The following is a 16,424-nucleotide window of genomic DNA, read 5'->3' on the forward strand; positions in this document are numbered from 1 at the left end:
GCGTCGCGTTCATCAGGTGATCCGGCGGGGGTGTAAAGGGGCACGGCCGGATTCTCCACCGTCACGCTGTCAATCATTCATCGAGCAGTCGTACGGGGCACTAACCCGCTTCGACGACGCCCGAGGACGCCGCGCACCCGCGTGGGGCTCAGCGGATTCGACGGGACGAGACCGCGTACCGACAAGACTCGACGGGTGGGGTCATGAGCACCAGCACCAGAGACAACCGCGCACCGGTCCGGGCGCTGCCGCCGGGCTCGCCGCGTGTCAGTGTCGTGATACCGGCGAAGAACGAGGCCCGCAATCTGACCTGGGTCCTGGAGAATCTGCCCGACGGGCTGCACGAGGTGGTCCTCGTCGACGGCGCCTCGGTGGACGACACGGTGGGGACCGCGCTGCGGCACCGGCCGGACACCGTCGTGGTCAAGCAGACCCGGCGTGGCAAGGGCAATGCGCTCGCTTGCGGATTCGCCGCGTGCACCGGGGACGTGATCGTGATGCTGGACGCCGACGGGTCGGCGCATCCGGGTGAGATCGCGGACTTCGTGCAGGCGCTCGCCGGGGGTGCCGACTTCGCCAAGGGCAGCCGATACCTGGCTGGTGGCGGCTCTTCGGACCTGACCCGATTCCGCAGCTCCGGCAACGCCGTGCTCAACTTCCTCGCCAACCGGCTGTACCGGACCTCGTACACGGACCTGTGCTACGGCTACAACGCGTTCTGGAAGCGCTGCGTGAAGGTGTTCGAGCTTCCGCCGGTCGAGGGCACCGAGCCCGCCCTCGGCGACGGCTTCGAGATCGAGACGCTGATCACGCTGCGGGTCGCGGCGGCCCGGCTGCGCGTCACCGAAGTGCCCTCGTTCGAGCACGACCGGATCCACGGGGAGAGCAACCTCAACGCGGTCCGCGACGGATGGCGGGTGCTGCGCACGATCGTGCGCGAGCGGCGCGCCGCGTCAGGGCGTGCGGCGCGGCGGCGGATCGCGGCGGTGGTCGACCACGCCGTGGACCAGCTGGACCACGCGCACCTGCCGCACCAGCTCCCCCATCAGCACGCGCCGATCGATGCTCAGGCCACGGCGAGCGGACAGTGATGCCCGCCCTGCAGAGTTCGGCTGTCGGCCTGGCGACGCAGCTGCCTGAGGCGCTGGCCGCGCAGCCCTCGGCACAGGTGGAACGCAGCCCGAGTGCGGTGCGCGGACGCGGCCACCGACCGCGCGACACCGCCCACCTTTCAGTCCAGCGGCTCTCCCGCCACGCCGACGTCGCGGCGCTCGAATCGGAGTGGCGGGAACTGTACGAGCTGGCTGCCGGACGCAATCCGTACGCATCGCCGGACTGGGTGATCGCATGGCTCGAACACCTCGTCCACGAGAACGAACTCGCCGTGCTCACGGTGCGGCGCGACGGCCGGCTCATCGGCGTCGCCCCGTGTTACCTGCGCTCCGTCGCCCGCGTGCTGGGGGCATCCGCGGCGCGGACCGTCCAGCTCGCCGGGACGATCCGCTTCCCCGGCCTGACCGAGCTGCCTCAGGCGCTCGCGGCGCGCGGGGAGACGCGCTCGGTGCTGCGCGCGGTGGTCGGCCACTGGATCGCCGCCCCCGAACGCTGGGACTGGCTCGAGCTTCCGCTGGACGCCGAACAAGGCTGGTTCGAACCACAGTGGCTGGGCGAGGGCGAGGCTTTCACCGGGCTGGTCCAGCACAAGACGACGCGCGCCGCCGTGGTATTGCCGCTTGACGGCGCCGCCGCATCGGTGCGTACCGCTCTTAAGCGCAACGTCTGGGAAAGCGTTAAGCGCGCCCGCAACCGGCTCGACAAATCCGGCCGCGTGTGGCGCGTCGTCGTGCATCGCGCGCCGGACGAGGTGGCGGCCGCGCTGCCGGTGTTGCGCCGCCTCCACGGGGCGCGGGCGTCGATCGCGGGGCGCCGGGTCCATCCCGACGTGCTCGGCGACCCGGCGCGGTATGCCTTCGTCGCCGACGCGGCGGGCCGGATGGCGGCGAACGACCGCGTCGAGCTGCTCACGCTCGACGTGGACGGGACCGCGATCGCCGCGCTGCTCGTGCTGCGGGCGCCTCGGGCCGCGTTCCTGGCGCTGAGCGGCGTGGATCCGCACTGGTGGCACGTCGGTCCGGTCACCCTTCTTCAGTACGCGGCGATCGAACGGGCTGCCGAGCGCGGCGACGCGGAGGTGAACCTGTCGGTCGGTCCGGACATCTCCAAGCTGCGCTGGAGCGACCGCGTCGTGCAGCACCCCGAGTTCGTGGTCTGCGGCCCACGGCCCGGCTCGCGCCGGCGGCTCGCGGCTTACGCCGCGGCGGGCGCGGTCGCGGCGGTCCGCCGAGAGGCCGGCCGGCACCAGGTCAGACGCACCGGAACGGAAGCAGACGCCCATGACCGCGACTAGCGAAGACGACCGGACGCCGGCGTCGGAGGCAGGCGTCGCGCGGGTCTGCGTCGTCGGCTCGGGATGGCGCTTCACCAGCGGGATCAGCTACTACACCTGCCATCTGGCGGGGGCGCTGGCCGAGCGGGCGACCGTGTCCGCGATCCTGATGCGCCGGATGATTCCCAAGATGCTGTATCCGGGCCGGGCGCGCGTCGGCAAACGCTTGGCAGCGCTCGAGTATGACGAGCGGGTCGCGGTCTTCGACGGCGTCGACTGGTTCTGGATTCCCAGCATCATCGGCGCGGTGCGGCACATCAGGCGCACCCGGCCGACGTTGGTCGTGCTCCAGTGGTGGACCGGCACCGTCGTGCACAGCTACTTCGCGCTCGCCCTGGCCGCCCGGTCCGTCGGCGCCCGGGTGATCGTGGAGTTCCACGAGGTCCAGGACACCGGCGAGGCGCGCGTCCCGCTGGTCTCCTCCTACACCCGCCGGGCGCTGCGCGGGGTGCTGCGCCGCGCCGAGGCATTCCTGGTCCACTCCGAGCACGACCGCGAGCACCTCGGCCGGGCATACAACCTGTCCGGCCGGCCCGTCGAGGTCGTGCCGCACGGGCCGTTCTCGCACCACCGCGCCGAGCGCACACCGGGCGAGGAGGGCGTGTGCCGGCTGCTGTTCTTCGGGACCATCCGCCCGTATAAGGGCCTTGAGTATCTTGTCGAGGCCTTCAACGCGCTGTCCGCCGAGGAGGCGTCCGGATACCGGCTCGCGGTCGTCGGCGAGACCTGGGAGGGCTGGACGCGGCCGCTCGACCTGATCGAGGCGTCGCCGCACCGGAATCGCATCACCGTGGTCAACCGCTATGTCTCGGACGAGGACGTGACCGAACACTTCGCGCGGGCCGACGTCGTGGTGCTCCCTTACCTGCGCTCGTCCGCGAGCGGGCCGCTGCACATCGCGATGAGCAACGGCCTGCCGGTCGTGGTCACCGCGGTGGGCGGCCTGGTCGAGGCGGTCGCGGACTACGACGGGGCGATCCTGGTCGAGCCGGGCGATCCGCCGGGCCTGACCGAGGCGCTGCGCAAGGCTCGGGCGCGCGCCGGCGACGTATACGTCGAGCGGCACACCTGGCAGCGCAACGTCGACGCCATCCTCGCCTTCGCCCCCACCCCTGCCCCGACCGAGGCGCGGCCGTGAGAATCGCTCTGGTCAGTCCCGGCTATCCACCCGCGCGCGGCGGCATCGAGATGGTCGTCGCGCACCAGGCGCGCGCGCTGAGCCGGCTGGGTCACGCCGTCGAGGTGTTCGCGCAGGAGCGGCGCTCCGAGGCGGTGGGAACCGCCGCCGACGGTGACATCATGGTGCACCGCTACGCCGTGTCCGGGCCGCACAACTACCCGGTCGCGCCGCGGCTCTGGCGGGCGCTCGCCGCCGAGACGTCCGAGTTCGACGTCGTACACGCACACAGCTATCACACGCTCACGGGGCTGGCGGCGGCGCTGCGCTCACGCGCACCGCTGGTGTTCTCCCCGCACTACCACGGCACCGGCCACTCGCCGTTGCGCGCCGCGTTGCACCGCGTGTACAAGCCGGTCGGCCGCATCGCCATCGCACGCGCGGCGGCGGTTGTCTGCGTGTCCCGGGTCGAGGCCCGGCTCGTCGCCGAGCACTTCCCGGCGACGGCGGCGAAGACGTCGATCGTGCCGAACACGGTCGACGCGGCGACGATCCGCGCCGCCGCGCCGTTCGAGGACGAGCCGCCCACAGTGCTCTGCGTCGGCCGGATGGAGCGCTACAAGCGGGTCGAGCGGGTCCTGCGGGCCTTCGCTCAGCTGGCCCACATGTCAGGGCCCGAGGACCGCAAACAGCTCGTCGTGGTCGGCGACGGCCCTGACCGGCCCCGCCTCGAGGCGCTGGCGCGCGACCTGGTACCGGGCGGGCGGGCCCGCTTCCTGAACCGCGTCGAGGACACCGAACTGCACCGATGGCTGCGCACCTGCCGGGCGCTGTGCAGCATGTCCGAGCACGAAGCATTCGGGCTGGCCCCGGCGGAGGCGCTGGCGGCCGGGGCGCGCGCGGTGCTGTCCGACATCCCCGCCCACGCCGAGCTCGCCGCGACATCGGTGGGGGCGGTCAGCCTCGTCGGCGCGGACGAGAACGCCGCGGCGCTGGCCGCCCGCCTGCTCGCCGCGCTCGCACAGCCGCCGTCGGCGTCCAGCCTGCTCGGCCTGCCCGACTGGGACGAGGTCGCGGCGCGCCTGACCGAGATCTACAGCCAAATCGCACCACTGCGCACAGGAGCCCTTGCATGACGACTACCGGAGTCCTGGACCAGCCGGCCACCGCGCCGACTCCGCAGGACCCGCCGCGCCGACGGACCACCGCGCGCCGCGCGGCCCTGGCGCTGGCCCCTCTGCCGACGGCGGCTGCCGGCGCGGCGCTGGTGACCTGGAGCTACTCGCTGGCCGCGACGCGCGGCGCGGACGAGACGCACTACCTGGTCTTCTGGCTCGGCATGCTCACCGTGGCCGTGCCCGCCGCGACTGCTGCGGGCGCCCGGCGGACCAGCCCGCGCACCCGGCTGATCTGGATCCTGACGTACGCCGTCTTCAGCTTCCTGCCCAAGCTGCTGCGCAACCCGTCACAGCCGCTTTTCCACGACGAGATCGCGCACTGGCGCCAGTCGGCGAACCTGGCCGCCAGCGGCCAGCTGTTCCAGCCCGACCCGCTGATCGGAATCATCGGCAAGTTCCCCGGACTGCACATCGTCGTCGCGACGATCAGCGATGTCAGCGGCCTGTCGGTGTGGCGCAGCGCGGTGGTGCTGCTGCTGATCGCGCACGTCACAGCTCTGCTCGGCGCGGTGGCGCTGGGCGAGGCGGTGCTCGGCTCGCTGCGCGCGGGCACCGTCGTCGCGCTGATCTACAGCTTCAACTCCAGCTTCATGTACTTCGACACCCAGCTCGGCTACGAGTCGCTGGCCATCGTGCTGTTCATCTGGTGCCTTTTCTGTGTCGCCAAGCTCCAGAATGCACGCACCCGGCGCGGGCGGCTGGCATGGACGGCCGCGGCCGCGGCACTCGGCTGCGGCGTCGTCCCGATCCACCATCTGACCTCGCTCATCCTGGTCCTCGCACTGGCCGTGGTGAGCATCGCAACAGCGGTGCGACGGCGCTGGCAGGACGCCCCCGCCGGGGTGCTGGCACCGACGCTGGCGGTGACCGGGCTGGTCGCGGTGAGCGCGGGACTGTGGATCGCGCTGGTCGCGCCGGACACCGTCAGCTATCTGTCGCCCTACTTCGGCAGCGGCCTGAGTCAGCTCACCCACCTGTTCTCCGGCTCGGGCGGCGGGCGCACCCTTTTCAGCGCCAGCACCGAGCCGTCCTACGAGCGCCTGGCCGCGTTCGCCTCACCGCTGATCGTCGGAGTCCTCGCGCTGGCCGGGCTCCTGGTGCTGCGGCGTCGCGCGCGTGCCGGGCGAGCCAGGCACACGGGTCCGTCAAGCGGCGACGCCTGGTCGCAGCACATGGCGGACTGGCCGCCGACCCGGATCGGCCTCGGCCTCTTCGGCCTGCTGTACTTCCCGTCGGTGCCGTTCATCCTGGTCTCCTCCGGGGCCGAGGGCGCGCGCCGCAGCTGGGCTTTCACCTACCTCGGCCTGGCGATCCTGATCACGCCGGTCGTGCTGGGCCTGATCGACTCCACCGGACTGCTCGAGAAGGCCACCTGGCTGAACCGGACCCGCTGGCTCGATCCGGCACGATGGCGGGCCCGCGCCGGACGGCGGGTCACCGCGGTCGCGGCTCTCGCGGCAAGCTGCGTGCTGCTGATCGGCAACGTGGCCGCAGGGCTGAACGAGGACTACCGCTTCCCCGGTCCGTACGTGTTCGGGTCCGACACCCGCTCGATCACCCCTGAGCTGGTCGGCACGGCCGACTGGTTCGGCCAGCACATCGGCACGAACCAGCTCATCGTGACCGACCGCTACACCGGCCTGGCGTTCGTGCGCGAGGCCGACGCCTGGACGGCCGCGCCGTCGGCCGGGTTCCCGACCTACGACCTCTACTTCCACGACGGCCGGCCACCGGGCAGCCTCGTGCAGGAGCTGTCGTCCTCGCACTACGCCTATCTGGTGATCGACCGCAGGATGGCGACCGAGCTGCCCGCGATCGGCGTGTTCTTCGAGCCGGACGAGCCGTTCGCGTACACGAGCCGCGACCCGATCACGGTCGGGGCGCTGGCTCAGTACGAGAACTATCCGTGGACCACGCTGCTTTATCAGAGCGACGACTACGCGATCTACCGCTTCGACTTCGGCGCGATCGGCGCGCACGCCACCGGAACGGGGACCGGCCGATGAGAGACCTGATCCGCAGTCCGCGCCTGCGCGCCCTCGCCCTGCCCGCCGCACTGGTCGCCGTCGGGTTCGTCGGCCGGTATGCGGTTCCCTGGCCGGTCCTGCGTGCCGTCCTGGTCGCGCCCGCGGTGCTCTGGGTTCCGGGGCACTGCGTGGTGGGCGCCCTCGGGCTGCGCGCGGCCGCTGGGCGGTGGTCCGCGCCGCTCGCCGTGCTGCTCAGCATCATCGTGACGATCGCCGCCGCGCTCGTGTCCTACGCAGGGTTCGGATACGTTCCGCTCGGAACGATGCCGCTGTGGGTGAGCCTGGGCTCGCTGCTCCTCGCGGCACCCCGAGCACCGGCCCCGGCAGCCACGCCGCGCGAGACCGTGCGCGCGCTCGGTTTCGGCACGGCCTTCGGCGCCGGCGCGCTGGCGGTGGCGGCCCTCGTCGCAGGGCTCGTGCACGTCTTGCCGAGCCAGCAGCAGCCCGGATACCTCGCCTTCTCCTTCGGCGGAGACTTCGCCGACGTTCCGGGGGTGGTACGCGCGCAGGCGGGCGGCATGCTGGATATCCCGGTCTCGGTCACCGGCTCGGGACAGGACCTCAGTGGGCTGACGGTGAGCGTCGCCCGCGACGGCAAGCCGATCGCGAACACTGATCCCGTCCCGGTGCTCATCGACGCGTCAGGACAGGGATACGCGCACGTCCAACTCCCGATCGCGACCGCCTGCATCAGCCGGTACAGCTTCACGCTGCAGCACGACGCGACCTCGCTGCGCCTGCTCGACCTCTACGTGACAAGCAGCAGTTCGGCCGGCTGCCATGTCTAGCACGCTGAGCCCCGTAGGACTGGTGCGCCAGGTGCGGGCCGACTCGCTCACCCGCAACAGCGTCGGGATCATGGGGACCAGCGTCGTCAACGCAGGGCTCGGATACATCTACTGGACCTTGGCCGCCCGGCTGATGCCCGCCTCCGCGGTCGGGCTCGGCTCGGCGATGGTGTCGGCGATGGTCATCCTCTCGCTGGCCGTGCACATGGGTGTCGGCGGCGGCCTGACCGCGCGGCTGCCTCGGCGCGCATCGCGCGAGGAATGGCTGCTCACGGTGCTCTCGGCGCTGGGCGCGTGTACCGCTGTGACGTTCGCGCTGGCCGCCGCGGCGCTGTTCCCGCTGGCGTTCGCGCTCGGGCCCCTGCACGCGTTGGCCACGGACCCCGCCCTCGCCGTCTGGTTCGTGCTCGGCGCCGCCGGCTGGACCGGTTCGGGGCTGCTGGACTACATCTTCATCGCGCAGCGCAGCAGCAATTTCATGTTCGCGCGCAACGCGGTCGCCTCCGCGGTCAAGCTGGCCGCGCTGCTCGCGGTGACCGCGTTCGGGCACCCGGGGGCCACCGACATCCTGGCCACCTGGTCGCTGAGCGCGCTGGTCGGGATGGTCTACGGCCTGGTCATCTGCCATCGCCGATTCCACCGCCTCGGCACTGTCCGAATCAACACTGCGCGCTGGCGCTCATCGGGCGCCGAGCTCATGCTGCTCGCGCGCCCGAGCTTCGGACACCACGCGATCAGCGTCGGCGGCCTGATCCCCACCTACCTGCTCCCGGTGGTGGTCACCACCCGGCTCGGCACGCAGGACAACGCGTACTTCTACGTCACCTGGATGGTCGGCAGCTCGATCTTCATGATCAGCCCCGCCGTCTCGTCGGCGATCTTCGCCGAGGGCAGCCACGACGACAGGGGTCTGCGTCGGCTGGCCCTGCGCTCCCTGCGCATCATCATGGCCATGGTCGGCCCGGCCACACTCGTCGTCGCCGCCGCCGGCATTCCCATCCTCGAGATCTTCGGGCCCCGATACGCGTCGGCGGGCTACGGCCTGCTGATCATCCTGTTGCTTTCCTCGTTCCCGGATACGGTGACCAACATCGCGGTCGCCACCCTGCGCGTCCGGGGGCGACTGCGCACGGCCGCCGCGCTGAACGGGTGCATGGCTGTGATCTCCGTCGGCGGGGCCTGGATCGCCGCGCCCCGGCTGGGGATCGTCGGCGCGGGACTGGCCTGGCTCGGCGCGCAGACCGCGGGTGCGGTGGCGGTGGTAGCGCTGCGCCAGGTGCTATGGCCGCCGAAGGATCCCGCCGCGGCGCCGAGCATGAACGCCTCGGGCATGAACACTGCCACCGTCCTCGCCGATGGAGCGCGCTGATGCATATCCTGCAGCTCACCGACTTCTACCGGCCCACGATCGGCGGCCTCGAGCGCCACGTGGAGACCCTGTCCAAGGAACTGGTGCGGCTCGGCCACTCGACCACCGTCGTCACCCTCAAGGTCGGCGACCGGCCGGAGTTCGAGGAGATGGGCGGTGTGAGGGTGCGCCGGATTCAGGGCTGGAGCGCCGCGCTGACCCCGTTCTACGCCGACCAGGCCCGGCCGTTCCACCCGACCGCCCCGGATCCCGGGCTGGTGCGGCGGTTGCGCGAGGTGGTGGCGCAGGAGCGCCCGGACGTGGTACACAGCCACAGCTGGTTGCAGTACTCGTACTTCCCGCTGTACCGCCGCACGCGCGGGCCGGTACACGTGGTCACCCTGCACGACTACGGCCTCGCCTGCGTGAAGAAGAACTTCCAGTACACCGGCGGAGGTTCGTGCACCGGACCCTCGCCGCGTAAATGCGTATCCTGCGCCACCGGCCAATACGGCGCCGCCAAATCGGCGATCCTGACGGCCGGGCTCCGCGCGAGCCGTCCGCTGCACGCTCGCGCCGACGCATACGTCGCCATCAGCACGGCTGTGGCGGAGGCGGCGCGCGCGGCGCTCCCTGCGCATACCGCGTTGACCGTGATACCGAGCATGGTGCCGAACGGGATGGACCAGATCGCCGAGCGCGAGCCGCGCCCGGACTTCCTTCCGCCCGACGACGGCTATCTGCTGTTCGTCGGCGCACTTGGCCGGCACAAGGGCGTGGACGTGCTGCTGGAGGCGCACCGCCGGATGAAGCACCGCCTCCCTCTCGTCCTGGTCGGCGCCCCGACCGGCGACAGCCTGGACTTCTCCGGCCCGGACGTGACGGTCGCGCGCAATCAGCCCAATCCGGCGGTGATGGCGTCCTGGCGGCGTGCGTCGATCGGCGTCGTACCGTCCGCCTGGGAGGAGCCGCTGGGCCAGGTGGCGATCGAGGCGATGCTCGCCGGGCGCCCGGTGGTGGCCTCGGACGTCGGCGGCCTCAAAGACGTCGTCGACCCCGGGGTGACCGGGCTGCTGGTGCCCCCGCGCGACCCGGACGCCCTCGCCGGGGCGCTCGACGAACTGCTCGCCGACCCGGACCGGCGCGAGCACATGGGGGCGGCCGGACGCGATCGGGCGCGGGCCTTCGAGGTCGGGGCGGTCGCGCCGCGTCTGGTCGAGCTGTTCAACCGGATGCTGGAGAAGCGCCAGACGCAGCGCCGCGCCTGACTCCGATTCGCCTTAATGCGCCGCCACCTTCCTGAGGCCACGCCGCCACCACCGCGCCCGCCGGAACCGGGCGCACACCTCCGGGCCGCATGCCGCGCACTCGCTGCCCGGCCTGTAGTGCTCATGCGCCTCGCGCGGATGGCCGCACCGGCAGACCACACTCTCCATGCCGAACTCTCCCGACCCGAGTGCCAAAACGGTGAGCGAGCGTAAGGGCGAGTTGCGCCGTCTCGCAACCCTCGTGCGATATCGCACCCATTTGTATCGTGGCGCGCGCTCACTGGCCTGAGCTACACACCTCAGCGAGCGCGGCGTTGACCATGGCCGCGCGGGCCGTCGAATCGCCCTCGTCGCTTGCCCAGGCAATGTAGCCGTCGGGGCGCACGAGAGCGAGCGCGGCTGGTGTGTGCGCGTCGGTGGCGGCGGTCGCGTACTCGACTCGGCTCTTCCAGGCATCGAGGGGCACGGGCGCCTCGGCCTCCCGCCCGACGAGGACGAACGCCCCTGTGCGCAGCGCTTCGTAGAGCCGCGTCGCGGATTCGCCCGCACCGGTCAGTTCCACGTCATCGGCCCGCGTGCCCACGCTCCGGTGTGCGCCGTGCGGACGGCCGTAGCTGATTCCGATCCCGGTGACCGTTCCCGCCGCGCGGTGGTTGACCGCCGGAATGCGCAGCGCCGCGCCGCCGACCACGACGCGAGCCATCCGGGCCAGGTATGGTTTGACCAGCGCCATCCGGACGAGTGCGCCGCTGCTGCGCAGCACCATCTTTCCGACCGGGTGCCGCTCGTCGTTGTAGCTGTCGAGCAATCCTCGCGGCGCCCAGCCCTGCACCGCCGCGGCGAGCTTCCAGCCGAGATTCGCAGCGTCCTGCAGGCCGGTGTTCATGCCCTGGCCGCCCGCGGGCGAGTGGCAGTGCGCGGCATCCCCGGCCAGGAAGACCCGGCCGACCCGGTACCGCGGCACCTGCCGCTCGTCGCTGTGGAAGCGGGAGACCCATCGCGACTCGCCCATCGCGAAGTCGGTGCCGAAGGCGTAGCGCATCACTGCGCGCACCTCCTCCAGGTCCACCGGCTCGCTGTCGTCGACCTGCTTGGCCCGGTCAAAGGCGAACACCCGGTACCAGCCGTCGCCGAACGGGGCCACGAAGGCGAACCCCTCGGCGACTCCGTTCACGGTCAGGATCTCGCTCGGCGGTTCGTGCAGCCGCACGTCCGCGAGCATGAGCGACTTGACCACCCGCGATCCGGGATAGGGCAAGCCGACCGCTTCGCGCACGGCGCTGCGCACGCCGTCCGTGCCGACGAGATACGAAGCGCGCAGGTGCGTCTCGACGTCGGCTGCGTCGGCGTGCACGTCGACGCCGTCAGTGTCCTGAGCCAGCCCGGTGAACCGGACGCCGCGCAGGATCCGCGCCCCGGCCTTGAGCACGCGCCGCTCGAGCAAGCGCTCGACGTTGTTCTGCGGGGTGATCAGCACGAACCGGAACCGGCTGGGCAGGTCGGAAAGACTGACGGCCAGCTTGCCGAACAGCCGGAATTCGTCGACCGTCGCCCCGGTGGCGATCAGTTCGTCCGCCAGGCCCCGAGCGTCGAGCTGCTCGAGGGTCCGGGCGTGCACCGCGAAGGCCCGGGTCGTGTTGGCAGTCTGCTCGCCGCGGCGCTCCAGAACCGTGCAGGCCACGCCCCGCGCCGCGAGGTCCCCGGCGAGCAGCAGGCCGGTCGGTCCGGCGCCGACGATCACCACGTCCGTGTGCGTTGTCATCCGCTGCCTCCCGCGCGTCCCGTTTTCGAATCGCTCTTCGACCCCTGTTTCCCCGATCGATTCGACGGCACCTCGCCCGCAAAAGTCAACAGGCGCCGGCCGACGCGGAGCAATGAACGCTCTTCGAGGAACCCGGATGAGCCGTCAGAAACCGCGCGGCAGCCGGACGCTGACGACGGCTCCGCCCGAGGTCCCGTTCCCGGCCTCGGCCTCGCCCCCGTGGGCTCTCGCGATGGCCCGCACCACGGCGAGGCCGAGGCCGGTTCCGCCCACACCCACGCCGGCGTCCGCGTCAGCCGTTCCGGCATCGGCCCGCCGGAACCGCTCGAAGGCCTGCTCCGCGAAGCCTTCCGGGAAGCCGGGCCCCTCATCCTCGACGGAGATCCGGAGGCTGTCGGGGCGCGCTTCCGCCGTCAGCACGACCCGGGACCCGGGCGGGGCGTGGCGCACCGCGTTGCTCAGCAGGTTGTCCAGCACCTGGCGGATCATCCCGGGATGAATCGCGGCGCCGGCGTCGGGGTCCGCGTCCACGACCACGTCCACGCACTTCGCGTCCGCGGTCGGGCGCGCCGCCATCGCCGCCGCCTCGAGCAGCGGGAGCGCCCGCTGGTCCGGCAGCAGGCTCAGCGGCACCTTCTCGTCGGCCGCAGCGAGCACCAGCAGGTCGTCCACGAGCTGTCCGAGCCGGATCACCTCGCCCTCGCAGTAGCGCACCGCCTCGGTCAGCTCGTCCGCGGTGCGCACCCGCCGCGTGGCCAGCTCCAGCGTGGTACGCAGGTTCGCCAGCGGCGCGCGCACCTCGTGCGAGGCGTCGGCGACGAAACGGCGCTGGCGGGCGAGCCCGGCGGAGAACCGCGCCAGCAGACCGTTGACGCTCTCGGCCAGCGCGGCGATCTCGTCACCGGTGCCGGGCACGTAAAGCGGGGAGGACGGGTCGTTCCCGGAGAGCTGGGCGACCTGGCGGCGCAACTGCTCGACCGGGCGCAGCGCGGCCCCGGCGAGCAGCCAGGCGCCGACGCCGCCGAGCACCACGACGATCACCGCGGCGACGGCGAGGTAGCCGGTGACGGTGTTCGTGAGCTCGTTCTGGGTGTCCAGCGGCGTGGCCGCGACGGCGAGGAAGACTCCGTCCGAGGTGGCCGCAGGCTGGACGTAGACGCGGTAGTCGGGTCCGGCGCCGACGTTCTGATAGCCGCCGGGCTCGTGTGCCGCCGTGGCCTGCTGAGCCGTGTCGAGCAGCGTCACCCCGCCCAGCTCGGGAGAGCCGGTGGCGATCCGGCCCTTGGGGTCGATCACCTCGACCAGGACGTTCGAGCCGGCCGGGGTGATCGTGTGCACCGCGGCCGGGCCCGCCCGCTCCACCGTCCGGGAGACCCGGATGGCGCGCGACTTGAGCTGGACGTCGAGGTGGTGGGTCAGGCCGATGTGGACGCTGCGCTGGAACAGGATCGCGCCGATCGCCGTGAGCAGGGCCGCGGTGAACACGTAGCCGGCGGTCAGCCGGACCTGGATCGGCAGCTTCAAGGCGCCGGGGAGGCCATGCGGTACCCGATGCCGCGTACCGTCTCAATGGTGTCCTGGCCGAGCTTGCTGCGCAGGTACCTGACGTACTGGTCGACCACGTTGGAGGTGATCGGGTGGCGCGTCCCCCAGACCAGCTCGAGGATCCCTGCGCGCTCGAGGGCTTGGCCGTGGTTGCGCATCATCAGCTCGAGGAGCACGAACTCCTTGGTCGACAGATACACCTCGGCGGGGCCGGACCAGACGCGCCGGGAGATCGGGTCGAGGCGGATCTCGCCGACCCGCAGCTGCCGCACCGGCTGGCCGCGCGCGACTCCGGCCCGCCGGATCAGGGCTCGTACCCGCGCGCACAGCTCGCCGAAGCTGAACGGTTTGCAGAGGTAGTCGTCGGCGCCTGCGTCCAGGCCGCGAATCCGGTCGGAGACGGCGTCGCGCGCGGTCAGCATGAGCACCGGGACCTGCCAGCCGGCGCGGCGCAGCCGGGCGCACACCTCGAAGCCGTCGAGGTCCGGGAGCACGACGTCGAGCACGGCGGCGTCGTAGTCGGCCGAGCCCGCGGTGGCCAGCGCCCGGGCCGCGTCGCCGACCAGGTCGACCGTATAGCCCTCCTCGGCGAGGCCGCGTTTGAGCAGCCCCGCCAGGTGATCTTCATCCTCGACGATCAGTACGCGCATGGTGTGCATATCGTAATGACGACGCACAGTGCACGCCATACTGAACAATATTACGCGTTCCGAACAACATTCACATACGCGAATGCGTTCGAGATGGAGACGACCACCGGCCCGAGCAGCACGGTATCCGAATCGCGCCGCCGCGTCAGGATGCGCCTACTTGACCGGCCGCCCGAACTTCAGGCGCCACGGGGTCAGGGCCGACTCGAGCTGGACCTTCAGGCTCATCTTCGACACGCCCTCGGCCCGCTCGGAGAAGGTGATCGGGACCTCGGCGATGGAGTAGCCAGCGCGCACGGCCCGGTAGTTCATCTCCACCTGGAAGCTGTAACCGTTGCTGCGGATGGTCTCCAGGTCGATTTTCCGCAGCGTCGCCGCGTGCCAGGCCTTGAATCCGGCGGTGGCGTCGCGCACGTGCAGGCGGAGGATCGCGTTCACGTAGAAGTTCGCCCAGGCGGACAGGGCGCGGCGGTGCCAGGGCCACTCGGCGGCGACCTTTCCGCCGGCCACGTAGCGCGAGCCGAGGACGACGCCCGCGTCGGTGGTGCGCAGGGTCTCCACCATGAGCGGGAGCACGGAGGAGGGGTGGGACAGGTCCGCGTCCATCTGGATGACGATGTCCGCGCCGTCCTCGAGCGCGTGCGTCATGCCGGTGATGTACGCGCGGCCGAGGCCGTCTTTCACCGTGCGGTGCAGCACGGCGACGTGGTTCGGCGTCTCGGCCGCCATCTTGTCCGCGACCTCGCCCGTCCCGTCCGGCGAGCTGTCGTCCACCACCAGGATCCGCAGGCCCTCCAGCGGCAGGGCCAGGAGCTGGTCAACGAGCTTGGGAAGGTTGTCCTTCTCGTTGTAGGTGGGAACGACGACCGTGATGTGGCCGCCGGTCGACTCCGTCATGTTCGATGGCCCCTTGTCAGATCTGCGTAACACACGAACCGCGGCGCCGAGCCAGTGGCGCGGCGGTTTCTTCTTGTGCGCAGACCTTACACGTAGGGAGTGAAAAATCTCCGGGAGGTCCAGGCTCGCCCGACCGACCGCAGACGTCTGAGTCAGACGGCGCCCGGAGCCGGGCGCCCGCCCGCGTGCGCCCGGCCGGGCCGCGTGCTTCGATGGGGGCATGACCGGCTCGGACACGATGGAGGCGTGGGCCGTACACGAACCCGGCCCGATCGCCTCCAAACCGCTGCACCGGGCGCGCCGCGCGGTGCCCGAGCCCGACCCTGGCGGCCTGCTGGTGCAGGTCGAGGCCTGTGGTGTCTGCCGAACCGACCTGCACCTGGCCGAGGGCGACCTGCCACCCCGCTCCCCCGACCGCACGCCGGGCCACGAGGCGGTCGGCCGCGTGGTCGCGCTCGGCGCCGACACGGCCGGTTTCGCTCCCGGCGACCGGGTCGGCATCGCCTGGCTGGCGCACACCTGCGGGGTGTGCGCGTACTGCCGCCGCGGCGCGGAGAATCTGTGCCCGAACTCCCAGTACACCGGCTGGGATATCGACGGTGGTTACGCCGAATACGCCACCGTGGACGCCCGCTACGCCTATCGGCTGCCCGACGACGTCCCGGCCGAACAGCTCGCACCGCTGCTGTGTGCGGGCATCATCGGGTACCGCGCGCTCAAGCGCGCCGATCTGCCGCCCGGCGGACGACTTGGCCTGTACGGATTCGGCGCGTCAGCGCACATCACCGCGCAGCTCGCCATGGCGTCGGGCGCCACGGTGCACGTGGTCACGCGGTCGGCGGAGGCTCGCCGCCTCGCGTTGGACCTGGGTGCGGCCTCGGCGGGGGACGCGCCGCCCGAGCCGCTCGATTCGGCGATCCTGTTCGCTCCGGCGGGCGCCCTGGTGCCGATCGCACTCGAGGCGCTCGACCGCGGCGGCACGCTCGCGATCGCCGGGATCCACCTGAGCGCGATTCCGCCGCTCGATTATGAGCGGCACCTGTTCCAGGAGCGCACCGTGCGCAGCGTGACCGCGAACACCCGTGAGGACGGGCGCGAACTGCTCGCTCTCGCGCAGGAATCCCTGCCGCGCCTCGCGGTGACCCGCTACGCGATGCGGGACGCCGACAAGGCCCTCGCCGACCTCGCCGCCGGAATGGTCACGGGCGTCGCCGTGCTGGTTGTCTGACCTGATCCGAGCCCGAAAAGCAGGCAGCCCGCAGGTTACTTCCCGGTCGGCTCCGCCGCGGATTCCTCCACGTGCGGTCGCCGACCAGGCACCGGGGACGATGCCGGTGAACCTGCGGGCCGGGTGACTGCTGGTTATTCGCCCGCCGCCCTAGCCTTCAGGCGAGGTCG

13 protein-coding genes are annotated in these 16,424 nt (G+C 71.6%); 9 read left to right on the forward strand and 4 right to left on the reverse strand.

The annotated features are described in order from the left end of the window. The first annotated feature begins 203 nt into the window (after positions 1-203). Genes VGZ32_RS09320 through VGZ32_RS09355 form a run of 8 tightly spaced genes read left to right on the forward strand, consistent with a single transcriptional unit; the run spans position 204 to position 10,172 of the window. Positions 204-1,091 carry a glycosyltransferase family 2 protein gene (locus VGZ32_RS09320; RefSeq protein ID WP_326885493.1) on the forward strand — a complete coding sequence of 296 codons (888 nt, stop codon included), beginning with the start codon at positions 204-206 and terminating at the stop codon, positions 1,089-1,091. Beyond that, complete coding sequence (locus tag VGZ32_RS09325) at positions 1,091-2,407, forward strand: GNAT family N-acetyltransferase (RefSeq protein WP_326885494.1); 1,317 nt, start codon at positions 1,091-1,093, stop codon at positions 2,405-2,407. Before VGZ32_RS09320 ends, VGZ32_RS09325 begins: the two co-directional genes overlap by 1 nt. Beyond that, a complete protein-coding gene (locus tag VGZ32_RS09330; RefSeq protein WP_326885495.1) occupies positions 2,394-3,584 on the forward strand; it encodes a glycosyltransferase family 4 protein in 1,191 nt (396 codons plus the stop codon). The genes VGZ32_RS09325 and VGZ32_RS09330 overlap by 14 nt, the downstream gene beginning before the upstream one ends. After that, a complete protein-coding gene (locus tag VGZ32_RS09335; RefSeq protein WP_326885496.1) occupies positions 3,581-4,699 on the forward strand; it encodes a glycosyltransferase family 4 protein in 1,119 nt (372 codons plus the stop codon). Before VGZ32_RS09330 ends, VGZ32_RS09335 begins: the two co-directional genes overlap by 4 nt. After that, positions 4,696-6,747 (forward strand): hypothetical protein, encoded by a 2,052-nt coding sequence (locus VGZ32_RS09340; RefSeq protein WP_326885497.1) that lies wholly within the window; start codon positions 4,696-4,698, stop codon positions 6,745-6,747. The genes VGZ32_RS09335 and VGZ32_RS09340 overlap by 4 nt, the downstream gene beginning before the upstream one ends. After that, the gene (locus VGZ32_RS09345; protein ID WP_326885498.1) at positions 6,744-7,556 is read left to right on the forward strand and encodes a hypothetical protein; all 813 of its coding nucleotides are present in this window, start codon (positions 6,744-6,746) and stop codon (positions 7,554-7,556) included. The genes VGZ32_RS09340 and VGZ32_RS09345 overlap by 4 nt, the downstream gene beginning before the upstream one ends. Then, positions 7,549-8,925 carry a lipopolysaccharide biosynthesis protein gene (locus VGZ32_RS09350; RefSeq protein ID WP_326885499.1) on the forward strand — a complete coding sequence of 459 codons (1,377 nt, stop codon included), beginning with the start codon at positions 7,549-7,551 and terminating at the stop codon, positions 8,923-8,925. Before VGZ32_RS09345 ends, VGZ32_RS09350 begins: the two co-directional genes overlap by 8 nt. Further along, positions 8,925-10,172: a glycosyltransferase family 4 protein gene (locus VGZ32_RS09355; protein WP_326885500.1), complete on the forward strand. Its 1,248-nt coding sequence runs from the start codon at positions 8,925-8,927 to the stop codon at positions 10,170-10,172. Before VGZ32_RS09350 ends, VGZ32_RS09355 begins: the two co-directional genes overlap by 1 nt. Before the next feature lie 277 nt (positions 10,173-10,449). On the opposite strand, the gene VGZ32_RS09360 is transcribed toward VGZ32_RS09355, so the two are convergent. From VGZ32_RS09360 to VGZ32_RS09375, 4 genes are all read right to left on the reverse strand, one after another. Beyond that, on the reverse strand, positions 10,450-11,934 hold the full coding sequence (locus tag VGZ32_RS09360; protein ID WP_326885501.1) for an FAD-dependent oxidoreductase: 1,485 nt from the start codon (positions 11,932-11,934) through the stop codon (positions 10,450-10,452). 144 nt (positions 11,935-12,078) lie between these two features. Next, positions 12,079-13,458, reverse strand: a complete 1,380-nt coding sequence (locus VGZ32_RS09365; RefSeq protein WP_326885502.1) for a HAMP domain-containing sensor histidine kinase — start codon at positions 13,456-13,458, stop codon at positions 12,079-12,081. Beyond that, positions 13,455-14,129, reverse strand: coding sequence for a response regulator transcription factor (locus VGZ32_RS09370; protein ID WP_326885503.1), 675 nt, complete (start codon positions 14,127-14,129; stop codon positions 13,455-13,457). Before VGZ32_RS09370 ends, VGZ32_RS09365 begins: the two co-directional genes overlap by 4 nt. A gap of 156 nt (positions 14,130-14,285) precedes the next feature. After that, positions 14,286-15,026 carry a polyprenol monophosphomannose synthase gene (locus VGZ32_RS09375; protein ID WP_326885504.1) on the reverse strand — a complete coding sequence of 247 codons (741 nt, stop codon included), beginning with the start codon at positions 15,024-15,026 and terminating at the stop codon, positions 14,286-14,288. Between the two features lie 238 nt (positions 15,027-15,264). Between VGZ32_RS09375 and VGZ32_RS09380 the strand changes: the two genes are divergently transcribed. Further along, complete coding sequence (locus tag VGZ32_RS09380) at positions 15,265-16,254, forward strand: zinc-dependent alcohol dehydrogenase family protein (RefSeq protein WP_349263547.1); 990 nt, start codon at positions 15,265-15,267, stop codon at positions 16,252-16,254. Positions 16,255-16,424: the final 170 nt, after the last annotated feature.

Origin of the sequence: Actinocrinis sp., from assembly GCF_035938995.1 — a bacterium.
GTDB lineage: Bacteria > Actinomycetota > Actinomycetes > Streptomycetales > Catenulisporaceae > DASZGI01.